This window comes from Lacrimispora sp. 38-1 (genome assembly GCF_049890855.1).
Classification (GTDB): Bacteria; Bacillota; Clostridia; order Lachnospirales; family Lachnospiraceae; genus Lacrimispora.
In genome coordinates, this window is the sequence record NZ_JBANEW010000055.1 from 44,991 (window position 1) to 62,481 (window position 17,491).

Below are 17,491 nucleotides of genomic sequence, written 5' to 3' on the forward strand. Positions count from 1 at the left end.
TTATTTTTTACAATTCATCAGGAGGAATGACACATGTCAGATTTAATGAATAACAGAGCTGAGGAAGCTCTCAAAAAACATGCAAACGGTTATAATTGTGCACAGGCTGTTTCCTGCGTTTTCTGTGATAAAACCGGAGTGGATGAAGAGACCATGTTCCGTTTTACGGAAGGTATGGGACTTGGAATGGGAGGAATGGAAGGCACATGCGGAGCCATCGGTGCTGCTGCGGTTTTATCCGGCTTAAAAAACAGTACGGTAAAACTTGATAAGCCAGACTCCAAGAGAGCATCTTATGAAGCTTCCAGAGCATGTCTTGAAAGCTTTAAAGAACAGAACGGAAGTGTTGTGTGTAAGGATTTAAAAGGTGTTGAGACCGGCAATGTACTGCGGTCCTGCAATGACTGTATCGCAGATGCGGTGAAAATTATTGAGCAGAAGTTATTTTCAGAAGAATCGGAATAAAAATCCGATTCTTCTATTCTTTGATCAGTGCGGTTGTAATGGACGAAGCTTTTGCCATACATTTCACCAGTTTCCCTGATATACGAAGCACATAAGGAAGATCACTGCTGCTTCTGTTTAAAATAATCACTGCAATAGACCGGTCCGGATTTTCCCAGGCGGTCACATCAAGCCGGGCTGTATAACAGGTAGTGGCAATTCTGACAGCTCCCGGCTGGATAAAATGGGTAAAATGCCAGTAGTAACGCAGAACAAACCGCTCTTCCAGTTCTTTTGTGCCTTCCTGATAAAGGAAAGGGGCATCGCAGTAATTTCCGGTATGATTGGGACCTCCGTTTTCGTCAAGGAGCACGTTCCAGTCATAAAATCCGCTCATCCCGTGATTTAAATTGCCGATCATGTCATGGGCCAGCCTTCCGGCATTGACGGACTGGTCTTCCTTTCCGAATTTGGAAAACTCCAGACAGCTTTCTGATAAGATCAGCTTTTTATCCGGGAATTTCTCCTGAATCAGAGACAGGGCATCAAAATGATCTCCGCTGTACCAGTGAAACGCCACACCTGCAACCAATTCTTCCGTCTTATCGCTCATCACTTCACAGGCACGTTCAAATGCCCGTTCCTTATTATGATCCCATATAAAAATCTCTATATGGCTCAACTGATTTTTCTCCATCTCAGGCACCAGAAAATCTCTGATAAAACGCTGTTCTTCCCCTGCCGTGTAAACACAGGAATCCCATGGCTGCACGGCTTTTGGCTCATTTTGTATGGAAAGTCTCTGAATCTCATAGCCTCTGTCTGTATATTCTCTGATATAACGGCATAAATATCTGGCCCAGCGGCTGTAATACTCTTTCTTTAAGAATCCACCTTCTTTCCGGTTAAGGTTGGTTTTCATATAAGCGGGAGGTGACCAGGGGGAAAGCATTATGGGCAGTTTTTGTTTGCAGTATGCCTCTGCCCGGTCCAAAAGGGGCAGAATATATTGCTCAACCTCCTGAAAGCTGAAATGATTAAATTCCTCATCTTCTTTCTCATCATCTGCTGCATACATATGGGTGGAAAAATCGCAGCTGTCCACTGGGATCCGCACCATACGATAATTCATCTGTTCCGGTGAAAAGTACTGCCAAAGCAGTGCATCCTGCTGTTCTTTGCTCATTTTTGCAAATACAAAACCAGCTGCATCAGTAAACGCGCCCCCAAACCCTTCCATCGTCTGATAACGCATGTGCGGATAAAGATTAATGACCTCATTTTCCGTTCCGTCATCAGGAAGGAACTCACCTTCCGTTTCTTCTCTTACAAGCTCTGTAACTTCATAAGTCAGATACTGATGTATGTTCAATGCGATACCTCCTCTTCTTATCCCTTGACTGCTCCAAGTGCTACCCCTTTTGTAATATGCTTATTTAAAATAATGTAAATGATTAAAGCCGGTGCTGCAGACAATGCCATTACTGCAAACTGAACTGCATAGTTGGAAGAATACTGCCCTGTAAATTCCAGGATGCAAAATGGAAGCGTCTTCCATTTCTTGCTGCTTAAATAGGTAATTGCAAGCATAAATTCATTCCAGTTATTTAAATAGGTCATAATTGAGACTGTGACAATGGATGATTTCATGAGCGGAAAGATAATGATGGTCAGAATCCGGTATATCCCACATCCATCAATTAAAGCGGCCTCCTCTAATTCCCTTGGAATCGAGCTCATAAAGCTGGTGGTGAGGAAAAAGCCCTGGGGCAGGGAAAATGCAATATAGGGAATGAGCAGAGCCCATATGGTATCTGTAATTCCCAGCTTATCATAGATCACGTAATTGGGAAGCAGTGTGGCGTGGACTGGAATCATCATACCCATAACCATAAGAATGGAGGCAGCATGTTTTAATTTCCATTCCATTCTGCTGCAGGCAAATGCTGCCATGATAGAGATGATCAGAACAAGTACCACTGCCAGAGTATTGATTAACAGGCTGTTTTTTAAATAGTGGAGAAAATTACCGTTTGTAAAAGCTAAAAAATAATTCACCCACTGGATCTTTTTCGGCCATACCAGAATTCCATTTGTAAACAGCTCATTGCTGTTGCAAAGAGAAAAGTCAATCAGCCAGATTAAAGGAAACATCTGTATTCCGGCTATGATTGTCATAACCGCTATGGTCAGCACTCTTTTCGGATTATTACTGGTTGCTATCGCTGATTTTTCCATATGTCCTATTCCCCTCTTTCTGCAAATATACGGTTTAATGCGACAGTAGAAATCAGGCAGATCAAAATAAACATCACACTGATGGAATTGCCATAACCGTATTTATATGACTGAAAAGCCTGTTTGTATAAATAGCTTGCCATAAACTGGGTCTCATTGCCGGGACCTCCTGCTGTGAGCAGATATACGGTCTCCATCTGTTTTAAAGCTGCAATCACCGCCATGGTGACATTTACCTGAATTACCGGCTTCATTAAGGGGAGTGTGATATGAAAGAATATATCCCTTCCATTTGCCCCGTCAATGGAGGCCGCCTCGTACATAACCGGATCTATATTTTTGACTCCGGTATAATAAATCAGCATTCCCCAGCCAAATCCGTGCCAGATTAAAACCACCAGAACCGACCAGATTGCATTGCCGGAGCCTAACAGATTGAGCTGGCCTGTATATCCAAAGTTTTTTAGCACCTTAGCGACCAGGCCGAAGTTGGGATTATAGATAAATTTCCACAGGTATGCGATAACAGCAACGGAAATCACGTTGGGAATAAAGAAAATACAGCGAAACAGTCCTTCTGCCTTTCCCTGAAGTTTATCTAACTTAATGGCAGTCAGCATGGCAAGCGGATGCTGGATACAGATGAAGCCGATTGCTAAAAACAGGGAATTTCGAAGAGCTGTCCAGAATACGGAATCCTGAAACAGGGTTTTGTAGTTTTCCAGTCCGATGAAACTGCTTTCCCCGATTCCTGAGTAGTTGGTAAAACCATAATACACACTTAAAAGAATGGGCGCCAGAATGGCAGCAGTAAAAACAAAGATCCCCGGAGCCATCAAAGAAAAGATGACTTTCTTATTGCTGTATAATTTATGCATATTTTTTTCCTCACTTTTTGTAAGACAAAGGGAGCTGTAGCTGCAGCTCCCCTATGTGAAAACCCAAGTTCTATTTTTTCATTGCGCCTGCCAGTTTATCAGTAAAATCCTTGGCTGTAAGCTGACCGATTGCAAATTCAACGGAGGCATCCTCACTGACTGTTTTATATTCATTGGTTCCCAGATCGTTAAATGTAACTCCGGAAATGCCTGATGCATGATTTACCTTATCCACAAATTCCAGCTGCAGCGCAGTTTCTTTACCAGTTAAATACTGTGAGAAGTTCTGGGCTGACATACAAACTCCCTTTTCCCAGCAAAGCTTGGACCAGTTTTCAGGCTGATACATATAATTTAACAGCTTGATTGCTTCTGCCTTTACCTTGGAATTGGCTGTCACTGCATGACCGCCGCCATTCCATGCCGTAAGATCGGTTTTTGTGCCTTTTCCGCCTTCTACTGTCGGCATATTGAAAACGCCGATGTTATTTCTGATTTCTTCCGGAATATTTTCATTGGTTGCCATGGACATTTCCCAGCTTCCCATGTAATACATGGCAGCCTGGCCGTTGGTGAATAAATTCATGCTGGTCGCATAATCAGTAGTCTCAAAACCGGTCTGGAAAATGCCTGCATCAATGGATTTTTTCAGCTGATCCAGAGATTTTGTCCACGCTTCGTTGGAATAATCACCGGTTTTAACTGCTTCTCTGATTTCCTTGGAAGAAGAGCTTCCGTTATACTGCTGGTACAATGCGTTGATATAAATGGAAAGAGGCCATTTGTCGGAACCATCCATCGATACCGGAATCACGCCTGCTGATTTGAATGTATTGACAGCAGCCAGTAAATCATCATAGGTTTCCGGAACCTTCACTCCATATTTTTCAAACATGGACTTATTATAATAAAATGCCATTACATCGGTATTTCTTGCAAGTCCATATAATTTTCCATCCTTGCTGAATCCGTCCAAAGCACCTTCGATAAAACCGTAATCCTTATAATCTTCAGGATTTAATTCTGCCAGGAGTCCGGCATCAATCACTTCATCAAGAAATGACGGCTGCCCCCATGCATTTACTAAATCCGGCATATCCGAACCGGAAGCATATGCTTTGAATTTGGTTTTATAGCTTTCGTCATCCAGAGCTTCTACCTGGATTTTTACATTGGGATTCTTTTCCATGTACTGGTCAAAAAGCATCTGCTCAATGAGTCCCTGTCCGCTGGTACGGTCTGGTAAGTTGGAAAACACCTTGATTACCACATCACCGCCTGCTGCAGCCTGACTGCTTTCCTTACTGCTTTCCTGACCTGCCTTGGTATCTTCTGTTTTTGTTTTACTGCTCCCGCAGCCTGCTAAAGCAATGGCAGCTGCTGCCGCGCATAACAACATCCCGATTTGTCTTTTTTTCATAGCCCTCTCCAATCTGCCGCCGTAAAGCGGCATAAGATCTTTATAGTTGCCTGTATTACCTTCATTCCCCATCAGCGCTGATTTCTGTTTATCATTATAGCAATTTAGATTTTAGGTTTATACATGTTAATTTAATGAAAATGTTTAAAATATTAATCATATTTGTTATATTGCAATCATCAGGTCAGTGCGCAAAAAAGTCCGGGAAGCATTTTTATGCCTTCCGGACTAAATGAATTTTTATTTTATATCGCTCTGTTCCTTTAAAACAGCCGGAATGTGTATGGTCATCCTGGTTCCGGCTCCCAGAACACTTTGTATCAGAAGACCATAATCCTTACCGTAAATCATCTGGATTCTTCGATTGACATTGACGACACCAATGGAGGTATGGCCTCTCTTTTTCATGGAATAATCCTCCAGCAGAATCTGGGAGATGGCTTCCTCTGTCATTCCCACACCGTCGTCTTCCACCTGAATATATAAATCATCCTCCTCCAGCCAGGCTGCCACAACAATATGCCCTTTATCCAGTTTCTCTTCAATTCCATGAACGATGGCATTTTCCAGAATGGGCTGTATTAAAAGCCGCGGAATATAAAGATCCATCAGGCTTTCATCGATTTTAATGACTGCCTCCATCTTATCCTGGTAACGGTAATTCTGAATAGCCAGATAGTCCTCTAAATTCTTAACCTCTTCCCGGATGCGGACAAATGATTTCTTTTCCAGGGAATAACGCATCATATTGCCCAGGGCTGCCACCATATCCCCGATATCGTCTGCATGGCGTATTCTTGCCATCCAGTTAATGGTGTCCAGAGTGTTATAGAGAAAATGAGGATTAATCTGCATCTGAAGGGATTTCATCTGGGCTTCCTGTTTCATTACCTTCTGCTCATAGACCGTATTGACCAGACTGTTCATATCGTTGACCATCTGATTGAAGGTATGGCTCAGCCGTCCGATCTCATCCTCAGAATTCACTTCACAGTTGATATTAAAATCTCCCTGCCCGAAATTCTCCATTGCCTTTGTCAGCTCCCGCAGAGGTTTTGTCATATTCCTGGATACCAGGGCAGAGATGAGAGCTGCCATACAGGCCGTGATCACTGTGACCAGTATGACGATGTTCTTTAATCTGGTTACATCCCGCAGATAATAGTCTCTTGGTATGGCAAGCATCATATGCCAGCCATTTGAGATAGCGGCACTGTTGTAAATGCTGTAATACTGATCTCCGATTTTCACATCCCGGTAGAAAGCTTCCTTCTCTCCAAAACAGTTAATATAAGGTTCTTTAAGCAATTCTCCGGAAAGAGCTTTTGAGCTGGTTGCCAGAACACGCCCCTCTTCATTGACAAGAAAAACGTTTCCTGCCTGGGATAAATCGATATCAGATATAATGTCATATAAGCTTTTCTCGTTTACATCAAGAGCAACATACCCCAGAGATTTTTTAGAGGGATAACCATACAGCTTTTTCATCAGGACAATATGTCCATTCCTTACTTCCCAGTACTGATTTTCGTCCCGGATATATTCCCTGATATCAAGGGGTGTTCCGCTTCGTATTTTCGTATATGTGTACTCTCTGCCCGGATCAGAACGGATACCGATGGCGTTAATCTCCTGGCGGAGCAGGGCATAGGAGGAAAGGATTTCCCGGATGTTGCTGTGAAGACGGTAATACGCCGGCCTGTCATCTGCCAGCTCCTGCTCTGATTTTAAGGAGCTTTGTATGGTATCATTTCCGTTGATATAAAATGCAACATTTTCAATATCTGTCACCGTGCTTTCAATTTTTGAAAGTGTGACTGATGCAAGATTTTTTAAGTAATCGTTGGTTTTATCAGCCAGAATTCTTCTTGCATAGGAAAATTCCATAAAGGAAAGGAAAATGACAGGTACCAGAATCAGGGTAAGAAAAAGAAACATCAGCTTACTGTGAAAATTTTGTCTGTGATACCATCGTTTCATAACTGGGCTGTCTCCGTAAATTTTTGAAAGGGATTGACTGCATGGCTGCCTGATTTACGGTATTCATACGGTGTCATCCCATAGTTTTTCTTGAAAATCTGTCCGAAATACCGTTCATCTGAGATACCGATTCTGCTGCAGATCTCACCGTTTTTTAACTTGGTTTCTGTCAGATATTTTGCGGCATAATACATCCTGACGGAAGTGAGAATCTCCAGAAATGTATATCCCGTCTCTTTTTTTATATAATGGCTCATGTAAACGGTTGTAAAGTGAAACTCTTCAGACAGAACCGATAAACTTAACTCCCTGTCATAATTTTCATAGATATATTTAATGATTTTCCCGATCCGTTCCTCTTCTGCCTCCAGAATTTCTTCCGCAGGCTTAACAAGAGCCGAATATCCCTGGATTTTTGACTCCAGCTCCTCCAGCTTTATTTTTGTCTTTTTTTCCTGATCAAATTTTTCACACGCATTCTTCACACATGCCATGATTTCGTCGGGTGTGGAGGGCTTCAGGATATAGTCAGAAACCCCAAGTGAAATCGCTTCTCTTGCATATTCGAATTCACCATATCCGGTTAGAAGAATGACTTTTGCATCCGGATAGTTCTGGAGCGTTCGCTTTGCCAGCTCAATTCCGGATAAACCAGGCATACGGATGTCAGTAAGAAGAATATCGATCTCCTTACTGTCGATCCACTCCTCCGCCTCAATACCATCTTTTAAAATCCCCACAACCTCAATTTCATTTTCCTTCCAGGGAAGCATACCAAGTCCCTGTCTGATAACGGCTTCATCATCAACGATCAATAATCGGTACATTGCAACCCCCATTGCCTGTAGTTTTACTCCTTTTTGATACCTTTTCTCTCTGTCTTTACATCTTCCAGGAACTGCTTCCACGCATCTTCATGCGCCACGAAATATCTGGGACAATCCTTACCGGTGGCATCATAATGCCGGATTACATCCTTTTCAGTCAGCCCCAGCTCGTTACACAGCATAGCAGTCAGCTTCACCAAAGAAGCATAGGTCTTATCATTAAATTTACCGGTTTCATCGGGATGACAGCATTCTATGGAAACTGTATCCTTATTTTTTTCCCTTGAAGTCGCATAGGCAACCTCATAGATGGGAATTTCCTGAAGAATCTCTCCTTCCAGGCCGATGATAAAATGACTGCTTGCAGAAATTTTTTTCTCCCCTGTCTGGTCCTTTAAGCTGGCAAAATAGTCTCTGTTCTGTTTTGCAGTTGTACCGGGGTTGGCAACATAGTGAACTACAATTCCGTCAATACGTTTCATTTTAGTACCAGGTCTTGAATAAAAATTGAACTCAATGAAATCCTGCTGCACATAATCAGGCATGGTAACCGACCTGATATCCACATAGTTTCTGCCAAAAAAAGAAATTAATCCCCATAAAGCGCAGGCTGATAATCCGGTCCATATTACAAACCGCAGGAATATGTATAAGAATGCTCTTTTTTTCTTCTTTTTCTTTTGTTTATACCGGCGTTCTCTTGACCTGCGCCGGCGTTCCAGTTCATCCATTCTATCATTTGTCTGATTATTCATGGCTAAAGCTCCTGATCTGCCTTTTCTACCAGTTTACGTCTTTCCCAAAGAAAAAGTCAATAAAAATGTCAGGAATGTGACTGGACTGCAGATTCCATTTTCACAGTCTGACACACATTTTGCAGAACTTCATGCAGCTTTCCCTGAGCTGATTCATCGCAGAGAATCACAATTTTATCACCTGCCAGAAGCTTTGTTTCTCCTCTGGGTACGAATTCAGCTTCACCCCGGAAAAGAGAAATGAGCAGACAGGTTCGCGGCCACTGGATTTCGGAGACTTTTCTTCCTTCCGCCTCACAACCGTGAAAAATCATTCCCTCCACCAGCACTTTTTCCCCGGTAAGGGAAGTATCCCTGTTCGGATTTAACTTTCTTAAAAGCCGGTGAAGCAGCTGATCGTAAACAGGTGCACAGCGTACCATATCAGGAATTACATAGGCGATCAGGGACACAAGGGACAGGGACAGCAGGTGGGTAAAGCTTCCTGTCATTTCACTGATCAAAATAATACCGGTAATGGGAGCTCTTACAATGGCAGCGAAATATCCGGCCATTCCCAGTATGATAAAATTTCCTAAAAGTCCATTAAGAGAATCCGTCATCAGTTCCACTCCGCTGCAATAAATACTGCCGATTACTGCACCCAGCACCAGAAGCGGCAGAAAGATTCCGCCCGGAGCACCGGAACCAAAGCTTAGGATTGAAAATGTGAATTTTAACACAAGCAGAAAACACAATGCTCCAAATAACATTTCGCCTGAGGTCAGTACTTCTACCAGTGAATGACCTCCGCCCAGTACTGCCGGATAATACAGTCCAAAAATTCCCGCTAATAAAAACGGTATTACTAACCGTACAAACTGGTTTGGAATCTTCTGATACAGATCCTGGGTTTTTGAAAGAGTTGTATTATACACTACACCCATTGCTCCGATAATGATGCCGAAAGCGATTACATATCCATAGCAGTTTAAGGGGATCATTTGTGTAATCTGAAGATCAAACACCGGCTTTAAACCGAATACATTCCGGGAAACAAAATCAGCAGTGATGGAGGAGGCCATGGTGGATAAGAGAATTTCCGGAGAAAAATGTTTATGTATCTCTTCCAATGAGAATAAAACACCCGCAATCGGCGCATTAAAGGCTGCGGACAGACCTGCACTGGCACCGCACGTGATCAAAAGCTTCTCTTCTGTCTTTGACCTTTTTGAAATCCTGGAAATCCCTTTCGCTGTCATGGCACCAAGCTGAATACTTGGGCCTTCCCGTCCCAGTGAAAGACCAAAGCCAAGAGATATCAGCCCGCCCGCCAGCTTGGCAGCCAGGGTTTTCCACCAGCAGGGATCCAGCTCTCCCATCATCTCCCCTTCTACCTGGGGAATTCCGCTTCCTGAGATCAGAGATTCCCATTTAAGCAGTAATGCCACAAAAAAGGCACCGGCTGAAAGAACAAGAAACCAGATGGCAATTAATAGCGGTTTCCCCTTTACAGCATTCAGCACCCATTTAAGCAGCTCATCTCCATCACTGAGCAAATACCGGAATAACACCACTACAGAACCGGCTATGGCTCCTGTTAAAATCCCTTCGAGTATCAATTCATAACGAAAACTTCGGTAACGGTTAATCGTTTTCTGTACCGTATGACCTTCGGTCTGCATCACTCATCCTCCTGTAAATTATTATTTTTCATTGTTAACCTGCACACAATATAAAATTATAGCTCCTGATACTGCTGATTGCAAGGCAAAATCCGGCTTATCACAAAAACAGACCGGTCTGTTCTCCTGCTTCTGCAAGAAAAAAACGGTCTGTTTCTATTTTGCTTTATTCTGTTCACGCTGCATAATCCACTAACTGCTCTGGGGAGAATGCTTCATTATAACAAATGATCTCCACCTGTTTTCCGATTCCGATAATCATGACTCCCATCAGTGATTTTCCGTCTATCACCAGATGGTTGGAAATGACTTTTACTTCAAAACTGCACCGCTCCGCCTTCACTACAAATGCCACCAGCTCCTCAACCGTGGAAAATGTATGCTTGATCTTTTTCACTTCAGACACCATCTTTCTTCTACCGCTTTATTCATGATTTTAACCAAATTAATCTGTTTTTTTGTCTTAATCATGTGCATTTTAGCTATTTAATCCTATTATTTCCACTGTGTGAAGGGTTATACGGGAAAAGTACATTTTTTTAAGGGAAAAGACTACCCAAATTTTAAATTATCGTGTATAATTGTATCGTTGTGTTTTCAACTGGAAGCGTATCGAAGTGGTCATAACGAGCCGCACTCGAAATGCGGTTGTCCGCAAGGGCACGTGGGTTCGAATCCCACCGCTTCCGTCAGAAGATTAGGTCAAAATAGATACAGGGCTGAAAAAGCCAGTGCTTATGTGCCCTTTTGAGGATTTTGAATAAAAAATTCAAGACCCTCGTTTTTCATAGATGCACCCCGCTTTTTAATAAGAAAGCGGGGTGTTTCTCGTTTTTGGGTGGAAAAAGACAGATTAAAACCAACAAAGCAACCATGCTGACGCATCTAAATAACATGATTATAAAGGAATTTAAACGCCTATAACAGCAACAGCACTGGATGAATGCCTTATCTATTACACCACGAACTACTTCATTTACGGAAAGCTGACTTGACATTCCGATTCCATGGTGATAATATATGTTTACGGAAAGCAAACTTTCCATACGAAAGGATGAGGGTTTTGAAAAATCGTTTAGAAGAAATACGAAAACAGCGCGGCATTAAGCAAGAGGATTTAGCTGCTGCTCTTGAAGTTTCAAGGCAGACAATTGGATCTCTTGAAAATGGGCGATATAATCCTTCCATTATGTTGGCGTTTAAGCTGGCGCGCTATTTTAACATGACTATTGAAGAAATATTTATTTATGAGGAGGATTTGCAGTGATGAAAAGAAAAACAGATTACATTATTACTTCAATCGGTTTTATTTTGCTGGCAGCAGGTTTGTACCTGGTGAAAGTATTACCTGATCCCCAGGGACTGTTGCTGACTTTGCCATATATATTTATTGGGTTTGGCTGTGGAATTTTTGGTCATGGTATGGGGAATATACTTTCATGTAAGTTAACGAAAAACGCTCCGGATATACAGAAGAAACTTGAAATAGAAAAAAATGATGAACGCAATATAGCAATTTCCAACCGTGCCAAAGCGAAAGCTTATGACATGATGACCTTTGTTTTTGGCGCACTGATGGTTTCATTTGCTTTAATGAGTATTGATACAACAGCTGTTTTACTTCTGGTTTTTGTTTACCTGTTTGTACATGGGTATGGAATTTACTTTCGCATAAAATATGATAAAGAAATGTAAAATAGAAAACACATGACTTTTTATCTTTTCTATGATAAGCTTTCAATGTAAGTTCACTTGTCAGAGGATTTGTAATCATCATGATTATTTAAGTGGGATAAGATCTAAAAGATCTTGTCCCGTTTTTGTTTATTCTGGCTGAATATTTAATAATGGAGGACCAAAGATATGCATATAGAAACCAGCAGACTTATCATCCGAAACTTTGAAGAAAAGGACGCCGCAGGTTTATACGAATACCTTGCCGCACCACCCGTTTATTGCTTTTACAGTGAAAAAGTAAATTCTTATGACGAGGCCGTTAAAAAAGTAAAAGAAAAGCAAAACGGGGATGATCATGGCAACTGCTACGCTGTATGCCTGCGTGATACAGATTTCATCATTGGAGAAGTGTTCGCAATGAAAGAACATCCGGACACATACAGCGTTGGATGGAATTTTAATTTAAAATATGGCAAAAAAGGATATGCGGCGGATCGTGTCAGGACTGGAACACTGTAAACATGGCAAAACAGCTGATTAATAGGGATATTAAGCTCCCCTTCCAGAACCAGCAGGCAGCTGAACTAAAAACAGTAGCTGCAACTATCACTTTAGTATACCTCGTGCCACTGTCACCTGCTGTGTATCTTCAATCATATTTAGAAAATAGTTATGAACAGCAATATCATCTGTTAATTCCGGATGAAAGGATGTAACAAGCTGATTATTTTGCCGTGCCGCAACTATATTTCCCTCGACTACTGATAATATTTTAACATTACTGGCAACACTTTCAATATACGGTGCACGAATAAACGTCATTGGAACTTCATCAAAATCACCAAACTTAGAAATAGCATTAAAACTTCCGAGTTGCCTTCCGTATGCATTCCTGATTATCGAGATGTCCATAGTTGCCAAATGTTTTACTGAACTGTTTTCTATATTTTTAGCGAGCAAAATCATTCCTGCGCAAGTTCCGAAAACCGGCATTGTATTTTGAATTAAGTCTTTAATTGAATTAAACATATCAAGATCAACGAGCAGTTTACCTATGGCAGTACTTTCTCCGCCGGGCAAAATAAGTCCATCTAATTGTTTTGATAGATCGCTTTTCTGCCGCAGCTCGATACTATTTACATTAAGCGCCTCCAGCTTATGTCTGTGTTCAACAAATGCTCCTTGTAATGCAAGAACACCTATATTCATTATTTTCCACGCTCCGCCATGATTATTTGAATTTCACTCTCATTAATTCCTACCATAGCTTCACCCAAATCTTCAGAAAGTTCAGCAAGAATTTTTGCATCTTTGTAATTAGTAACTGCTTTTACTATAGCAGCTGCTCTTTTTTCCGGATTTCCGGATTTAAAAATACCTGAACCTACAAATATGCCTTCGGCGCCAAGCTGCATCATTAGAGCCGCATCAGCCGGAGTCGCAATTCCGCCCGCCGCAAAGTTTATAACAGGAAGCCGTCCGTTTTCGTGTACATATTTTAATAGATCGTAAGACACTTCCAGTTTTTTAGCTGCATCAAACAATTCATCATCGTGTAAAGATTGTACTCGACGCATCTCAGCGTTAATTTTTCTCATATGACGAACAGCCTGTACAATATCACCTGTTCCTGGTTCACCTTTTGTTCTGATCATGGAAGCACCTTCGCTTATTCTGCGAAGAGCCTCTCCCAAATCCTTTGCACCACATACAAATGGTACCTTGAATTTAGTTTTGTCAATATGGTATACATCATCGGCAGGCGACAATACTTCACTTTCATCAATGTAATCAATTTCAACTGCTTCCAATATTTGTGCCTCTGCAAAATGTCCTATTCTGGCTTTTGCCATGACAGGAATGGAAACCGCTTCCTGAATACTTCTAATCATTTTAGGATCACTCATTCTTGAAACGCCACCTGCTGCTCTTATATCAGCAGGAATCCTTTCCAATGCCATTACAGCACAAGCGCCTGCCGCTTCCGCAATTTTTGCCTGTTCCGGAGTTGTAACATCCATAATTACTCCGCCTTTCAGCATCTGTGCAAGTTCTTTATTTAATTTGTAACGTTCGTTTTCCATATCAATACTATCTCCTTGTATACTTTTGAATTAATATATATTATAATTAATTCTGATATTATTAAAATAACCATTTTAATTAATTTTTATAACACCAGATTTGAGGTATAAATATGTTAACGTATAATTTTGATAAAAGAGGAAGCATACCTTTATATGAATTTCTGTATAAAAATATCAAAGAGGAGATCTTAAGCGGGAAATTTAAGGCTGATGAAAAACTGCCATCAAAAAGAAATCTTGCGCAGCATTTAAAACTTAGTGTTGTTACGGTTGAAAATGCTTATACACAATTGATTTTAGAAGGTTATATATATTCAGTTGAAAAAAGAGGATATTTTATCTGTGATTTAGATGAAATAACTTCTTCAGTTCAAACTGTCCGAAGAACAAAATCAGAAAATAGCATTAATAAAAATAATTATCTTGTGGATCTTACAAGCAACAACATTTCATCCATAAAATTCCCATTTTCTGTGTGGTCAAAATTAATGAGGGAGATAATATCAGACCATAATACCCGGCTTTTGGACGCAGCGCCTTATAGTGGAGTAAAAGAATTAAGGTCGGCTATTTCTGATTATCTTTATAATTTTAGAGGAATGTCAGTTTCTCATGATCAAATTATTATCGGCGCTGGTACAGAATATTTGTATAGCTTAATAATTCAGCTTCTGGGAAGGAAAAAAATTTATGCCATTGAAAATCCCGGATATCAAAAGATTGCTAAAATATATAAGTACAACGATGTAGATTATAAATATGTTGACCTGGATGAATACGGAATATCAGCCTCAAAATTAAATGAAAATTGTGCGCAAATCGTTCATATTTCGCCTTCTCATCATTTTCCGACAGGAGTTGTAATGCCGATTAAAAGACGTAATGAAATTTTAAAATGGGCTAATGACAAAAGTGACCGATATATAATAGAGGATGATTATGACAGTGAATTTCGTTTTACGGGTAGACCCATACAAACACTTCAGTGCATTGATAAAAACGAAAAGGTTATTTATATCAATACTTTTTCTAAAAGCATTGCACCATCAATTCGTATCAGTTATATGGTTCTACCTTATAGTTTACTGAAGCTTTATAAAGAAAATTTAAGCTTCTACGCATGTACTGTTCCAAGCTTTGAACAATTTACATTAGCAAAGTTCATATCTGATGGGTATTATGAGCAGCATATTAACCGCATGAGAAATTATTATAAAAAGCATCGTGATTTTATTATCAAATCAATAAAAGCCAGCTCTTTTGGAGAAAAAGTAACCATACTTGAAGAAAACTCAGGACTCCATTTTCTTTTAAGCGTTAACACAAACCTGGAAGATGCCGAATTAAAACGTTTAGCTGCTAAAAAAGGAATAAAAATATCTTTTTTATCAGAATATTATCATAATAGAAAAAGCAGTCCTCAACACATAATTGTCATTAACTATTCAGGTGTTGACAGCGACAGAATTCCTATAGCTGTTGAACGGCTGTCTGCATTACTATAACAATTATAAATTAACTGCTTCCAATTAGGAAGAAATGCATAAAATCTGAATTGATTTTTCCTAAAACTGGCATACTACCTTTGATAATAAGATTGGAGGTCATTATGTCAGAAGCAGTTTTAGAAAAACCAAAGGATCGTGTCAGTTATCACGATTCCGTAGAAGAAATGCTGGTAAGAATCAGAGATGACGGTTTATCCAGCGTATTCTCAAGATTTGATGAGCAGGAAAAGATACGGTGCAAATTTTGTCTCCAGGGCCTTAGCTGTCAGCTATGCACCAACGGTCCCTGCCGGATTAATGAACAGAAAGGTCCTGAAAAGGGCGCCTGCGGAATCGGTCCGGACGCCATGGCAATGAGAAATCTCCTTATGAGAAATATCATGGGAGCTGCTACTTATGCCCATCATGCCTATGAAGCATTTCGGACGCTGAAAGAAACAGGAAAAGGAAATACAACATTTCAGATCACAGATACGGAAAAGCTGAAATGGATGTGTGAAAAGACCGGAATTGACACCAGCCAGTCCATCAATCAGATGGCAACCTGCCTTGCGGAGCTGTTAGACAGGGAAATGAAAGTGAATCCGGACCAGCACAGCATCATGGTCGAGGCTTTTGCTCCGAAAAAGAGGAAAAAAATATGGCATGATTTAAATATTTATCCTTCCGGAATTGAACATGAAGTGCAAAACTGCATTGCAAGCTGCCTTACCAATGTGGATGGAGACTATGTCTCTCTTGCAAAAAAAGCTCTGCGTCTGGGTTTATCCACCATCTATACAGCCCAGATCGGTCTTGAAATGACCCAGGACATTTTATTCGGTACACCAAAGCCCCATGAAGTAGATGTGGATCTGGGCATCATGGACCCGGATTATGTAAACATTGCATTTAACGGTCATCAGCCATGGATCGGAGCTGCTGCCCTAATGAAAGCAAAAACAAAGGAATTTCAGGATCTGGCAAAACAGTGCGGCGCAAAAGGTATTCACATCGTAGGATCCATTGAAACAGGACAGGAGCTGCTCCAGAGATTTGAAATGGATGATGTTTTTGTTGGACTGATGGGCAACTGGCTGGCCATTGAACCCTTCTTAGCTACAGGAACCGTTGACGCATTCGTTATGGAGGAAAACTGCTCTCCGCCTGCCATTGACCAATATGCAGAAAAGTACCAGGTTGCCCTGGTCAGTGTCAGCACCATCATCGGAGTTCCCGGAACTGAGCATGAAATGCCTTATTATCCTCAAAAAGCAGAAGAAATGGCGGTAAAATGCATTCATATCGCAATCGAGAACTTCAAAAAGAGACATGACAAGATTAAACCTATGGTGCCCAGACATGTCCAGAAAGCAATTGCCGGTTTCTCAACGGAAGCCGTACTGAATGCAATCGGAAATGACCTACAAAATCTTGTGGATGTCATTGCAAAAGGACAGATTAAAGGAATTGTCGCGCTTGCAAACTGCTCCACCTTAAGAAACGGTCCTCAGGACTGGAACACCGTAAATCTGGCAAAACAGCTGATTAAGAGAGATATTATGGTTGTTGCAGGCGGCTGCGGAAATCATGGTCTGGAAGTAGCCGGCATGTGTAACCTGGATGCCATTAACGAAGCCGGAAGCGGCTTAAAAGCAGTATGCAGCGCCCTGAAGATCCCACCGGTATTAAGCTTTGGAACCTGCACGGATACGGGTAGAATCTCCATGCTGGTAACAGCCCTTGCTGACTATCTTGATGCTGATATCTCCGATCTTCCCATTGCTGTCACAGCACCGGAATGGATGGAGCAGAAAGCTACCATAGACGGAATATTTGCCGTCGCTTACGGTGCTTTCACCCATCTTTCTCCTACCCCGTTTATCACTGGTGCACCCAACCTTGTGAAACTGCTCACAGAGGATGTGGAAAACTTAACCGGCGGTAAGGTGGCCCTGGGAGATGATCCTGTGGAAGTGGCGGAAAAAATTGAAAGCCATATCATGAAAAAAAGAAAAGCCATGGGTTTGTAAT

Annotated in this window: 17 protein-coding genes and 1 tRNA gene; 7 read left to right on the top strand and 11 right to left on the bottom strand. The window is 41.2% G+C overall.

Annotated features, from left to right (window positions below; translation table 11 throughout):
- Positions 1-33: 33 nt before the first annotated feature.
- Positions 34-465 carry a C-GCAxxG-C-C family protein gene (locus V7D18_RS14290; protein WP_426154994.1) on the top strand — a complete coding sequence of 144 codons (432 nt, stop codon included), beginning with the start codon at positions 34-36 and terminating at the stop codon, positions 463-465.
- A gap of 13 nt (positions 466-478) precedes the next feature.
- Here V7D18_RS14290 and V7D18_RS14295 read toward each other — a convergent pair whose 3' ends face one another.
- The 9 genes from V7D18_RS14295 to V7D18_RS14335 form a co-directional block, all read right to left on the bottom strand.
- Positions 479-1,816 (bottom strand): glycoside hydrolase family 30 protein, encoded by a 1,338-nt coding sequence (locus tag V7D18_RS14295; RefSeq protein WP_426154995.1) that lies wholly within the window; start codon positions 1,814-1,816, stop codon positions 479-481.
- A gap of 17 nt (positions 1,817-1,833) precedes the next feature.
- Complete coding sequence (locus V7D18_RS14300) at positions 1,834-2,622, bottom strand: carbohydrate ABC transporter permease (RefSeq protein WP_426155218.1); 789 nt, start codon at positions 2,620-2,622, stop codon at positions 1,834-1,836.
- A gap of 65 nt (positions 2,623-2,687) precedes the next feature.
- Entirely contained in the window at positions 2,688-3,560 is an 873-nt protein-coding gene (locus V7D18_RS14305; RefSeq protein WP_426154997.1) for a carbohydrate ABC transporter permease, read from the bottom strand.
- 70 nt (positions 3,561-3,630) lie between these two features.
- On the bottom strand, positions 3,631-4,980 hold the full coding sequence (locus V7D18_RS14310; protein ID WP_426154999.1) for an ABC transporter substrate-binding protein: 1,350 nt from the start codon (positions 4,978-4,980) through the stop codon (positions 3,631-3,633).
- 240 nt (positions 4,981-5,220) lie between these two features.
- Complete coding sequence (locus V7D18_RS14315; RefSeq protein ID WP_426155001.1) at positions 5,221-6,960, bottom strand: sensor histidine kinase; 1,740 nt, start codon at positions 6,958-6,960, stop codon at positions 5,221-5,223.
- Positions 6,957-7,787 carry a response regulator transcription factor gene (locus V7D18_RS14320; RefSeq protein ID WP_426155003.1) on the bottom strand — a complete coding sequence of 277 codons (831 nt, stop codon included), beginning with the start codon at positions 7,785-7,787 and terminating at the stop codon, positions 6,957-6,959. The genes V7D18_RS14315 and V7D18_RS14320 overlap by 4 nt, the downstream gene beginning before the upstream one ends.
- Before the next feature lie 23 nt (positions 7,788-7,810).
- Complete coding sequence (locus tag V7D18_RS14325) at positions 7,811-8,542, bottom strand: peptidoglycan recognition protein family protein (protein WP_426155005.1); 732 nt, start codon at positions 8,540-8,542, stop codon at positions 7,811-7,813.
- Between the two features lie 68 nt (positions 8,543-8,610).
- Positions 8,611-10,206 (bottom strand): ClC family H(+)/Cl(-) exchange transporter, encoded by a 1,596-nt coding sequence (locus V7D18_RS14330; protein WP_426155007.1) that lies wholly within the window; start codon positions 10,204-10,206, stop codon positions 8,611-8,613.
- A 175-nt stretch (positions 10,207-10,381) separates the two neighbouring features.
- Positions 10,382-10,603 (bottom strand): HPr family phosphocarrier protein, encoded by a 222-nt coding sequence (locus V7D18_RS14335; protein ID WP_426155008.1) that lies wholly within the window; start codon positions 10,601-10,603, stop codon positions 10,382-10,384.
- Positions 10,604-10,809: 206 nt separating this feature from the next.
- On the opposite strand from V7D18_RS14335, the gene V7D18_RS14340 reads away from it, so the two are divergent.
- The 4 genes from V7D18_RS14340 to V7D18_RS14355 all read left to right on the top strand — a co-directional run bounded on the left by V7D18_RS14340 (position 10,810) and on the right by V7D18_RS14355 (position 12,402).
- Positions 10,810-10,895: transfer RNA gene (locus V7D18_RS14340), tRNA-Ser, on the top strand.
- Positions 10,896-11,269: 374 nt separating this feature from the next.
- Positions 11,270-11,473 (top strand): helix-turn-helix transcriptional regulator, encoded by a 204-nt coding sequence (locus tag V7D18_RS14345; protein ID WP_426155010.1) that lies wholly within the window; start codon positions 11,270-11,272, stop codon positions 11,471-11,473.
- Positions 11,473-11,901, top strand: coding sequence for a DUF6442 family protein (locus V7D18_RS14350; protein WP_426155012.1), 429 nt, complete (start codon positions 11,473-11,475; stop codon positions 11,899-11,901). The genes V7D18_RS14345 and V7D18_RS14350 overlap by 1 nt, the downstream gene beginning before the upstream one ends.
- Positions 11,902-12,069: 168 nt before the next feature.
- Positions 12,070-12,402: a GNAT family N-acetyltransferase gene (locus V7D18_RS14355; RefSeq protein ID WP_426155014.1), complete on the top strand. Its 333-nt coding sequence runs from the start codon at positions 12,070-12,072 to the stop codon at positions 12,400-12,402.
- Positions 12,403-12,489: 87 nt separating this feature from the next.
- On the opposite strand, the gene pdxT is transcribed toward V7D18_RS14355, so the two are convergent.
- Together pdxT and pdxS are read right to left on the bottom strand one after the other, a co-directional pair.
- Positions 12,490-13,092, bottom strand: coding sequence for a pyridoxal 5'-phosphate synthase glutaminase subunit PdxT (pdxT, locus tag V7D18_RS14360; protein ID WP_426155015.1), 603 nt, complete (start codon positions 13,090-13,092; stop codon positions 12,490-12,492).
- A complete protein-coding gene (pdxS, locus tag V7D18_RS14365) occupies positions 13,092-13,967 on the bottom strand; it encodes a pyridoxal 5'-phosphate synthase lyase subunit PdxS (RefSeq protein WP_426155017.1) in 876 nt (291 codons plus the stop codon). Before pdxS ends, pdxT begins: the two co-directional genes overlap by 1 nt.
- Positions 13,968-14,080: 113 nt before the next feature.
- Here pdxS and V7D18_RS14370 point away from each other — a divergent pair, with 113 nt between their 5' ends.
- Positions 14,081-15,475, top strand: coding sequence for a PLP-dependent aminotransferase family protein (locus V7D18_RS14370; protein ID WP_426155019.1), 1,395 nt, complete (start codon positions 14,081-14,083; stop codon positions 15,473-15,475).
- Positions 15,476-15,579: 104 nt separating this feature from the next.
- Positions 15,580-17,490 (top strand): anaerobic carbon-monoxide dehydrogenase catalytic subunit, encoded by a 1,911-nt coding sequence (cooS, locus tag V7D18_RS14375; protein ID WP_426155021.1) that lies wholly within the window; start codon positions 15,580-15,582, stop codon positions 17,488-17,490.
- Position 17,491 lies beyond the last annotated feature (1 nt).

Coding starts and splice junctions, on each gene's coding strand:
- V7D18_RS14290 (WP_426154994.1), top strand. CDS start 34: ATGTCAGATTTAATGAATAACAGAGCTGAGGAAGCTCTCAAAAAACAT.
- V7D18_RS14300 (WP_426155218.1), bottom strand. CDS start 2,622: ATGACAATCATAGCCGGAATACAGATGTTTCCTTTAATCTGGCTGATT.
- V7D18_RS14305 (WP_426154997.1), bottom strand. CDS start 3,560: ATGCATAAATTATACAGCAATAAGAAAGTCATCTTTTCTTTGATGGCT.
- V7D18_RS14310 (WP_426154999.1), bottom strand. CDS start 4,980: ATGAAAAAAAGACAAATCGGGATGTTGTTATGCGCGGCAGCAGCTGCC.
- V7D18_RS14315 (WP_426155001.1), bottom strand. CDS start 6,960: ATGAAACGATGGTATCACAGACAAAATTTTCACAGTAAGCTGATGTTT.
- V7D18_RS14320 (WP_426155003.1), bottom strand. CDS start 7,787: ATGTACCGATTATTGATCGTTGATGATGAAGCCGTTATCAGACAGGGA.
- V7D18_RS14325 (WP_426155005.1), bottom strand. CDS start 8,542: ATGAATAATCAGACAAATGATAGAATGGATGAACTGGAACGCCGGCGC.
- V7D18_RS14330 (WP_426155007.1), bottom strand. CDS start 10,206: ATGCAGACCGAAGGTCATACGGTACAGAAAACGATTAACCGTTACCGA.
- V7D18_RS14350 (WP_426155012.1), top strand. CDS start 11,473: ATGAAAAGAAAAACAGATTACATTATTACTTCAATCGGTTTTATTTTG.
- V7D18_RS14355 (WP_426155014.1), top strand. CDS start 12,070: ATGCATATAGAAACCAGCAGACTTATCATCCGAAACTTTGAAGAAAAG.
- pdxT (WP_426155015.1), bottom strand. CDS start 13,092: ATGAATATAGGTGTTCTTGCATTACAAGGAGCATTTGTTGAACACAGA.
- pdxS (WP_426155017.1), bottom strand. CDS start 13,967: ATGGAAAACGAACGTTACAAATTAAATAAAGAACTTGCACAGATGCTG.
- V7D18_RS14370 (WP_426155019.1), top strand. CDS start 14,081: ATGTTAACGTATAATTTTGATAAAAGAGGAAGCATACCTTTATATGAA.
- cooS (WP_426155021.1), top strand. CDS start 15,580: ATGTCAGAAGCAGTTTTAGAAAAACCAAAGGATCGTGTCAGTTATCAC.